Genomic DNA, 8,814 nt, shown 5'->3' with positions numbered 1-8,814 from the left:
GCCCGAGAATGAGTTCGGGAAGCCCGTATTCCCAGGATCCGTAGAAGTCGCCGCCGTAGAACGCGTCCCAGTCTTCCTGCGATTCGAGACGGTGGTCCGCGCCCAGGTCGATGACATATGCGTCCGGGTCCAGTTCGGCCGCGATCGCGCCCGACGCCCCGTGAGGCAACGCCAATACAACGACATCATGACCGTTGAGCGTTTCGGGCGTCGTGTCCTGCACCACCATGTCCGCGAGCGTGGGAATGTGCGGCATGAGGTCGCCGAAGCGGCTTCCGGCGGACGAATGCCCCGCCACGCATGTCACTTCGCATTCCGGATGTGACGCGAGAATGCGTACGATCTCGCCTCCCGCATATCCGGTGGCGCCGGCAACCGCCACAGACCATTTCCCCATGGACACTCCTTACTCGACGACGGAACATTTTGTAGAGAGTATATAATTATTCATTACAGTGTATAATTATTCATTTCACTATGTGGAGTCGAATTCGGCTCCGTTCTTGTCAGCGAGTGTAGAGAATGACGGCCGCGCGCGGAATATGTATTCCAACATGCGCAATACGGGATTCCAAATGGGCGTCCGTCAACGTTCCATATATGCGTTCCATATATGCGCGCCGCCCACGGATATGCAAAAGTCCCGCACACCACAAGATGTGCGGGACTTTGTGTAAGTCGGTGAACGGACCGGTCGGATCAGGCGTTCGACGACGAAGAGTCGAGGAACTGCGAATACTTGCTCATCATGGAATTGATGAAGTCCGTGGTGCTCACGCCGTTGATCATCATCCATACGAACGCGATCGTATAGATCACGTTGATGACGATCGCCGCGATGGCCAGTCCCTTGCCCTTCATATGGAACGTGCGCGTACGCCAAATGCCGAGCGCGCCCATCAGCGCGGGCAGCACGGGAACGGCGAACAGGATGGAGAACACGAACGCGATGATCGAGTACGAATCCCAGCGGCCGTACCACGGGTTCTGCATGCGGTCGTTGACGTCCATGCCGTTGATGTAGCGCGGCGTGTGTCCGTCGTTGGTGTGCGGAATGCCGTACTGGTCATACGACACGTTGCCGTGCGTCTGGCCGGCCTGGCCGGCATACGGATTGAATCCGAAACCGAACGGGTACGGGCCGGGCTGACCTTGCTGGGGCTGCTGTCCCTGCTGGTTCGCGGTCCAAGGCTGTCCTTGCTGGCCCTGCTGGGACTGCGCCGGATTCTGCTGCGCCATGAACGGGTTCACGCCGTTCTGCTGGGGCGCCTGAGGCTGCTGGGAAGCCGGCTTTTCCGGCTTGCCGAACAGGTACGGGTTGTAGTTGGGACCAAAATCGCTGTCCATCGCGCCGTACTCGAGCTTTTTCTGGCTCGCGTATTCAAGGTCGTCGTCCGCGGAGATATCCGCGTACTGGTCCTTCGGCGCGGAAGTGGACGAAGCTGCAGGTGCGGCGGCCGGCTGTGCAGAAGCCGTGTTTTCGCCCTGAGCCGAGACAGGTGCCGGAACGGCCTGGCGATCCGATGACTGATCGTGGTTGGACGACGCCTCGCTAACGGGCGTCTGGTGCTGTTCCGGCTCTGTCATAGTCATTCCTCCGTAAATACTTCACTCATGCGCGTAACTGTGCATTAAGCTTAGCTGCCTGTTCGACAATACGCCTGCGAATTTCCTCGGAATCTGCTGAATCCAGAGTTTTAACCGGCGAGCGGAAAATCACGGCGTATGCAAGCGACTTCATGCCCTCCTCGACCTGGTCGCCCGTGTACACGTCGAACAGCTCGATGGACTCGAGATCGTCGCCGGCGCCAGCCTCAATAGCTTCCTTGAGCTGGGCCGCCGTCACGGATACGGGCACCACGAACGCGAGGTCCTGCTTGACGGGCGGGAACGTGGCGATCGGCTTGGCCTGCACGGGCTTGTTGCTCAACGTGGAGAACAGGGCCGTCAGGTCCAGTTCGAAGGCGGCGCTGTGGGCCGGCAGGCCCAGGTTCTCGTTCACCTTCGGGTGCAGTTCGCCGACCACGCCCACCTGCTTGCCGCCGGCCGTCACATAGGCGACACGGCCCGGATGCCAGGCGGCCGGGGCGTCCTCGGCCTTCGGCTGCTCGAGCGCGATGGTGGCGCCCAGTCGGGCGGCGATGCGGTGCACGGCTTCAACGGCGTCGCTCCAGTCCACGGCGCGGCGGTCGCCCAGCCAGCCGTCGTCAATCGCGTTGCCCGTCAGCATGCCCGCGACGTGCAGCGGCTGCTGCGGCAGGCCCGCGTCAAGCGCGGCAAGCTGCTCGTCGGTGGGCTTGACTCCGCCCGGAAGAGCCGGGATGGCCGGAGCGGCCGGATCCCAGAGGTACACGTGTCCGAGCTCGTACAGCTGAATGTTTTCCAGACCGCGGTGGATGTTGCGCAGCACCGTTTGCGCCAGCGTGTGCAAAATCTCGCGGCGCAGGAACGGACGGTCGCCGGCCAGCGGGTTCACGATTTCCACGCTAACGCGTTCAATCTCCTCAGGGTCGGCCAGGAAGTTCTTGTAGTCCTGGGCACCCACGAACGGGTAGCTCAGCACTTCCACCATGCCGTATTGCGCGAGCTCGTCGGCCACCTGGCGCTGGTGCAGCTGGTCCTCGGTCAGGCCCACATGGCCTTCGACGGGGACGGCCGGAACCGTGACGGGGATCTTGTCATAGCCCACGATGCGGGCCACTTCCTCCACAAGGTCGCACGGCTCGTTGAGGTCCGGGCGCCAAGTCGGGGCCATTACGGAGAATTCACCGTTGCCGCCGCCGGCCACGTTGCAGCCGATGTCGGTAAGGATGTCGGAAATGATGTTGATGTCGAGATCGAGTCCGGCGATGCGCTTGACTTCGCTCGCCTTGAACAGGATCGGCTGGCGCGCGGCCACGTTGTTCACGTCAAGCGGCTCGTCGGACGGCGTCGCGGAACCGTACTTCGCCAGCAGCTCCGCGGCCATCTGTGCGGCGGCCGGCTGCATGGCGTCGTCCACGCCGCGTTCGAAACGGCGCGAGGCTTCCGACGGGATCTTGTGGCGGCGTGCGGAACGCGCGACCGTCACCTGGTCGAAGTGCGCGGCCTCCAGCAGGATGTTCTTCGTTTCGGCCGTCACTTCGCCGTACATGCCGCCCATCACGCCGGCGATGCCCAGCACGCGCGAGCCGCGCTCGCCGTTCGGGGAATCGGTGATGAGCAGGTCTTCGACGCTCAGATCGTGGTCCTTGCCGTCCAGCGTCTTCAAGGTTTCACCCTCATGGGCGCGGCGCACCACGATCGGCATGGCGATCTTGTCGAGGTCGTAGGCGTGCATTGGCTGGCCCAGGTCGAGCATGACGTAGTTCGTCACGTCCACGGGTAACGAAATGGAACGCATGCCGGCGCGCGTCAGGCGGCGGCGCATCCAGTTCGGCGTGCTGCTGGCCGCGTCGTAGTCGCGTACCACGCGCGCATAGAAGCGGTCGCAGCCCGGGACGCCGTGGATCGGGTTGTGGTCTTCAATAAGGACGCTTACGCCGTCGCCTGCGGGCTGGGCGGCGTCAAGCTGGGGAGCCTTCTCCTGGAGCGCGAGCACGGGATCGACGAACTTGGCGCCCGTGGAGTTGTGGTACTCGCGGGCCACGCCGCGGTAGGAGAACGCGTAGCCGCGGTCCGGCGTCACGTTGATCTCTAGAATCGGCTCGTCCAGATGCAGCAGGTGCATGAGGTCGTCGCCCGGCTTGAGGTTTTCGTATTCTTCCTCGGTGAAGCCATAGTCCTTGAGCAGGATGATGCCGTCATGGCTGTCGCCCAGGCCCAGCTCACGCTCGGAAGCGCACATGCCTTCGGAGATGTGGCCGTAAGTCTTGCGCGGTTCGATGCGGAAATCGCCCGGCAGCACGGCGCCCGGAAGCGTCACGACGACCTTCTCGCCGGCGGCCATGTTCGGCGCGCCGCAGATGATGCCGCGCGGCACCTTGTTGCCGTCCTCGTCCACGTCGTTGTATTCGTCGCCGACGTCGATATGGCACCAGTTGATCGTCTTGCCGTTCTTCTGCGGTTCCGGAGTGGCGTCCACCACGTAGCCCACCACGATCGGACCCGTCAGCTGGGAACGGTGAATTTCTTCCTCTTCGAGGCCTACGCGCACCAGATCCTTGGCGAGCTGCTCATAGGTGAGGTCCTTCGGGACTTCCACATGGTCGCTGAGCCAATCAATATCTACCATTGGCATTGAGTATCACTCCCCCATCACAAACTGTTCGCTGAATCGCACGTCGCCTTCAACAAGGTCATGCATGTCGTTAATGTCGGAACGCAGCAGCAGCGTGCGCTCCACGCCCACGCCGAAGGCGAAGCCCGAATACTCTTCCGGATCGAGGCCTGCGGACTTCAACACGTTCGGGTTGACCATGCCGCAGCCGCCCCATTCAAGCCAGCCGGCGCCACCCTTCTTGTCGGGGAACCACAGATCCAGCTCGGCGCTCGGCTCGGTGAACGGGAAGTAGCTCGGGCGCAGGCGCGTCTTGGCTTCGGGGCCGAACATGGCCACGGCCAGCTTGTCGAGCACGCCCTTAAGGTCGGCCATCGTCAGGTTCTTGTCGATGGCGAGCGCCTCCACCTGGTGGAAGACGGGCGTGTGCGTGGCGTCGAGCTCGTCGGTGCGGAACACGCGGCCCGGGCACGCGATGTACAGCGGCAGGCCACGCGTGATCAGCGCGCGCACCTGGTCGGAGGAGGTCTGCGTGCGCAGCACCATGTTGCTGCCCACGAAGCCCGCGGCGTCCTTGGCTTGGTTGCCCTTGACGTAGAAGGTGTCCTGCATCTGGCGAGCCGGATGGTCGGGGCCGAAGTTCAACGCGTCGAAGTCGTACCATTCGGTTTCCACTTCGGGGCCGTCGGAGATTTGCCATCCCATGTTGATGAAGAAGTCCTGGACGTCCTCCATGAGGCGCGGCAACGGGTGGCGCGCCCCCAGCGGCTTGCGGCGCACGGGCAGCGTCATGTCCACGGTTTCCGCGGCGAGCTGGCGGGCCTCTTCCTCGGCCTTGACTTGCGCTTCCTTGGCGCCGTATGCCCGGCCGAAGTCGGCGCGCAGCTTGCCCATGAGCTTGCCCGCGTCCTTCTTCTGGCTCTTGTCGAGCGAACCGATGGCCTTGCTGGCCATGGTCATGGCCGACTGAGCTCCGGCATACTGCGTTTTGATGGCCTTGAGCTCCTCCATTGTGGAGGCGTGTTCGATCTTTTCAATACCTTCTGCGACCGCGTTGGAGACGGCTTCGGCATCGAAAGTTAATCCTTCTGCCACGAGTACCCTTCCTCGTTTGTGGTGAACCTATGGTGACACTGTGCAAAATCGCGCAATATCAACGTTTTACCGACTTCACATTGTTTCAACATGGCTCGACATGGCCATGCTCATCAGCGCGATCGAGGCGCTCATGGCGAGGTTGAGCGATTCCGCCTTGCCGTACATGGGGATGGAAACGATATCGTCCATGCGTTCCAGCACGGGAATGGTCAGTCCCCTCGCCTCGTTGCCAAACAGCACCACAGATCCGTCCGTATTGTGGACGCGCATGTATTGCGGCAACGGCATAGGCTGGTGGTCCGGCGTTCCGTACACGTCGGCCGCGGCGGTGCGGCAGCCGTGGGCGTCGGCCCATGCGAGCATGTCCCCCTCGCTCATCGTGAGTACCGGAATGTGGAACAGCGAGCCCGTGGTGGAGCGGATGACCTTGGGGTTGAGCATGTCCACGCAATCGTCCACGAAGATCACGGCGTCGCATCCGGCGGCGTCGGCGCTGCGGATCACGGTGCCCGCGTTACCCGGATCGCGCACTTGCCAGAACGCGGCCACGAACGGCTTGTCGCCGATTTCCTGCCCGCGCTGCCAGCGTTCGAACGCGTCCGTGTAGGCGACAGCGAACACGCCCTGGCAGTCCGTGCTGATATGGTCGGCCACTTCGCGCGTGACCTTGTGCACGTACAGGCGCGCCTGCATGGCCTGTCCGGCCAGGGAGCCGACCACGGGCGAGATGAACGCCGCATCGGGTTCGGCGGAGTTGACCGTTACGTACACGTCGCTTACGGCTTCGGGCGCGTAGCGTACGAGCTCGCGCACGGCCTGGGGGCCTTCCACGAGGAAGCGTTCGGCTTTTGTGCGGCCGTGGCGTGTCAGCAGTTCGCGGATCCTGCGGAATCGTTCTGCCTTGGGATTGGCATTGACCTGTTCATGAATTGGCATGACGCCCACTCTAGCAGCGCCTCGGCCTTTGGCCGCGCGACTAGCCCTGAATGTTGCCCATGAACGCGAACGTGCCGGCGCCCCACGCCGCGCACAACGCGATGACGGGCACGGCCAGCGCCACGACGAGCAGCATCCAGTCGCGTGCGTGGACGCGGCTGACGCGGGCGTGGCTGCGCGGCCCGCTGCCGCCGAATCCCCTGGCTTGCATGGCGGTGGCGAGCATCGTGGAACGGCGGATGGACAGGACGAGCAGCGCGAACGCCTGCGGGAAGAACGCCTTGAACTTGTTGTCGTCGCCAAGGCCGCGCGAACGGCGCGAAGCCGTCAGCGACGCCCAGTCGTCCTGCAGTACGGAGAACAGGCGGATGCCCGCCAATCCTCCATATACGAAGCGGTCGGGCAAATGCAGGATCTGGCTGAACCCGTCGGCCAGATCGGTCGCGTCAATGCCGAGCACGGCGATGATAGCCGGCATGCCGATGGCCACAATGCGCAACATGGTCGCCAGCGCCAGCAGCGCCGAATAGTCGGTGACATGGATCCATCCCCACTGCCACCATGTGGCGCCACCCGATTTTCCGTACAGCAGCACGGCGAGCGCCGAGCATGGCGCGCCGATGAATATGGGCCATGTGCTGCGTATGGCGCGTAGCGGATTGATGCCGGCGGCCCAGAGCACGGCGAATTCCAGCAGCACGGCCACGCTTGCCGACACCCAGTCAAGCGACAGCAGCAACGGCAGCGAGACCACGAAGGCGGCGATGAGGCGGAACACGGGGTTCATGGACGCGAGCACGGGCGAATGGCTCGAAGGTTTGGGCTCCTCGTAGCGTTCGCGGATGGAGCTGACGGCGATTTCATGGGCGGGATCCTCTTCGGCGCGTTCCCATTCCTTGACGCCGTCCTGAGGTACGAGTTCCACCACGTTCGCGTCCAGCGCGCGTACGAGCGCACGGTCGTGCGTGACGACCACGATGGCGATGTCGTCGGCGCGCAGCGAGCGGATCAGCAGTGCGATTTGCATCCAGGTGTTGCGGTCCTGTCCGAAAGTCGGTTCGTCCAAGATCAGCACGCGCGGGGCCGCGGCGAGTGCCGCCGCCACGGTAAGGCGCCGCTTCTCGCCGCCCGAAAGCGTGTAGGGGTTCGCGTCCGCGTAGCGTTCGAGATGGAACCTGCGCAGCAGCGTGGTGGCGCGTTGACGCGCTTCGTCCTCGTCCACGCCGCAGCGGACGGGGCCGAGCATCATTTCTTCCATGACGCTGCCGCACGCGAACTGGTGTTCGGGGTTTTGGAACACGTAGGAGACGCGCGAGGCGAGCTGTTGGCTGGTCCAGTCGATGGGCCAGCGTCCGCGGGCTCCCGCGGCGAGCTCGTCGCCGGCCACCACTTGGCCCGCCAGCGGTTCGAGCAGTCCCGCGAGCGTGAGCGACAGCGTGGATTTGCCGGCGCCGTTCGTGCCGACAAGCGCGGTGATCTGTCCGGCGTGCAAGTCGAGGCTGATGTGTTCGGCTATGGGGCGGCCGCCATGGCCCACGCTCAGGTCTTCGGCGCGCAACAGCGTGCGTCCGTTGCCCGTGCGGGCGCTATAGGCGGGCTCCCCTTCCACGTGCAGTATGCCGGTCCCTTCGTTCTTGCGGTATTGCGGGGGAATCCAGACGCCCAATGATTCAAGGTCGAGATCGGGGTTGGTAAAGATTTGTTCGGGGGTGCCGTCGGCCATCACTACGGTGTGCTGGTCGTCGGTTCCCTGTTCCACGCTGCCGAGCACCACGACGCGGTCGACCATGTCGATCCAGCGCGCGGTCTGGTGTTCGACAAGGATCATCGTGGCTTGTGTGGCGCGCAGCGCCTGCCGGACGGCTTGCACGACCTGGTCCGCGCCGTCGGGGTCGAGGTTGGCGGTCGGTTCGTCGAGCAGCACGATTCCGGGGCGCATGGCGAGCGCCCCTGCGAGCGCCACGCGCTGCATCTGTCCGCCCGACAGGTGCAGGACGGACCGGTCGAGCTGGGCGTCGGGCATGCCGACCGCGTCAAGCGCTTCGGTGACGCGTGGCCATATCTCTTCGCGCGGCACGTCCATGTTTTCAGGTCCGAACGCCACGTTGTCCCCCAAGCGCTGGAACACGACCTGCGCTTCGGGGCTTTGCAAAACGAGTCCCACGTCTCCGTGGGCCTGGTTGGCGGGGACGCCGTGGACAAGGATGGCGCCTTCGGTTATGCCGCCGTCCGCGTCGGCCACGAGCTCGTCGCCGGCTCGCGGATCCTCGGCGTTCGCTTCATGGTCGGTACGGGTATCGTCATCTTGTGCCGCAGTGTCATGCCGCGGCGAGGGGGTCTGGTCGCCGAGCAGTCCCGCGACGCCTTCGAGCATGGTGGATTTGCCTACGCCCGACGCGCCGAGCAGCAGGACGTGCTCGCCCTGCCGGATCGTCAGGTCCACTCCGCGCACGGCGAATTGGTCGCGCGAAGCGTGACGGTATCCCCAATGGCAAAATTGCACGGCGTTGCGGCTGCGTTCATCCATGTCGTCCACGGTCTGTTTTCCCCTCACCACGGTTTGGTTCACAATGCGATGTTTA

The 8,814-nt window shown here is 63.9% G+C and carries 5 protein-coding genes and 1 pseudogene; all 6 read right to left on the bottom strand.

Annotation, left to right across the window (positions count from 1 at the left end; translation table 11 throughout):
• Positions 1–397: pseudogene (locus tag BMAGN_RS03610) on the bottom strand (N-acetyl-gamma-glutamyl-phosphate reductase); the annotation flags it as partial.
• A 302-nt stretch (positions 398–699) separates the two neighbouring features.
• Positions 700–1,587 carry a DUF4190 domain-containing protein gene (locus tag BMAGN_RS03605; protein ID WP_022859344.1) on the bottom strand — a complete coding sequence of 296 codons (888 nt, stop codon included), beginning with the start codon at positions 1,585–1,587 and terminating at the stop codon, positions 700–702.
• A 25-nt stretch (positions 1,588–1,612) separates the two neighbouring features.
• Positions 1,613–4,219 (bottom strand): phenylalanine--tRNA ligase subunit beta, encoded by a 2,607-nt coding sequence (pheT, locus tag BMAGN_RS03600; protein WP_152593218.1) that lies wholly within the window; start codon positions 4,217–4,219, stop codon positions 1,613–1,615.
• Positions 4,220–4,225: 6 nt separating this feature from the next.
• Complete coding sequence (gene pheS, locus BMAGN_RS03595; protein WP_022859342.1) at positions 4,226–5,293, bottom strand: phenylalanine--tRNA ligase subunit alpha; 1,068 nt, start codon at positions 5,291–5,293, stop codon at positions 4,226–4,228.
• 75 nt (positions 5,294–5,368) lie between these two features.
• Positions 5,369–6,232 (bottom strand): TrmH family RNA methyltransferase, encoded by an 864-nt coding sequence (locus tag BMAGN_RS03590; RefSeq protein ID WP_026501909.1) that lies wholly within the window; start codon positions 6,230–6,232, stop codon positions 5,369–5,371.
• Positions 6,233–6,272: 40 nt separating this feature from the next.
• Positions 6,273–8,759 (bottom strand): ATP-binding cassette domain-containing protein, encoded by a 2,487-nt coding sequence (locus tag BMAGN_RS03585; RefSeq protein WP_033510519.1) that lies wholly within the window; start codon positions 8,757–8,759, stop codon positions 6,273–6,275.
• Between the last annotated feature and the right edge of the window lie 55 nt (positions 8,760–8,814).

The sequence above is a fragment of the Bifidobacterium magnum genome, from assembly GCF_000741255.1.
GTDB lineage: Bacteria > Actinomycetota > Actinomycetes > Actinomycetales > Bifidobacteriaceae > Bifidobacterium > Bifidobacterium magnum.
Note: the sequence above shows the minus strand (reverse complement) of the source record. Positions and strands in the feature narration are given on the sequence as shown.

What these genes read in the sequence shown, in the direction of transcription:
- BMAGN_RS03605 (WP_022859344.1), bottom strand. Translation starts at nt 1,587, where the DNA reads ATGACAGAGCCGGAACAGCACCAGACGCCCGTTAGCGAGGCGTCGTCC.
- pheT (WP_152593218.1), bottom strand. Translation starts at nt 4,219, where the DNA reads ATGCCAATGGTAGATATTGATTGGCTCAGCGACCATGTGGAAGTCCCG.
- BMAGN_RS03590 (WP_026501909.1), bottom strand. Translation starts at nt 6,232, where the DNA reads ATGCCAATTCATGAACAGGTCAATGCCAATCCCAAGGCAGAACGATTC.
- BMAGN_RS03585 (WP_033510519.1), bottom strand. Translation starts at nt 8,759, where the DNA reads ATGGATGAACGCAGCCGCAACGCCGTGCAATTTTGCCATTGGGGATAC.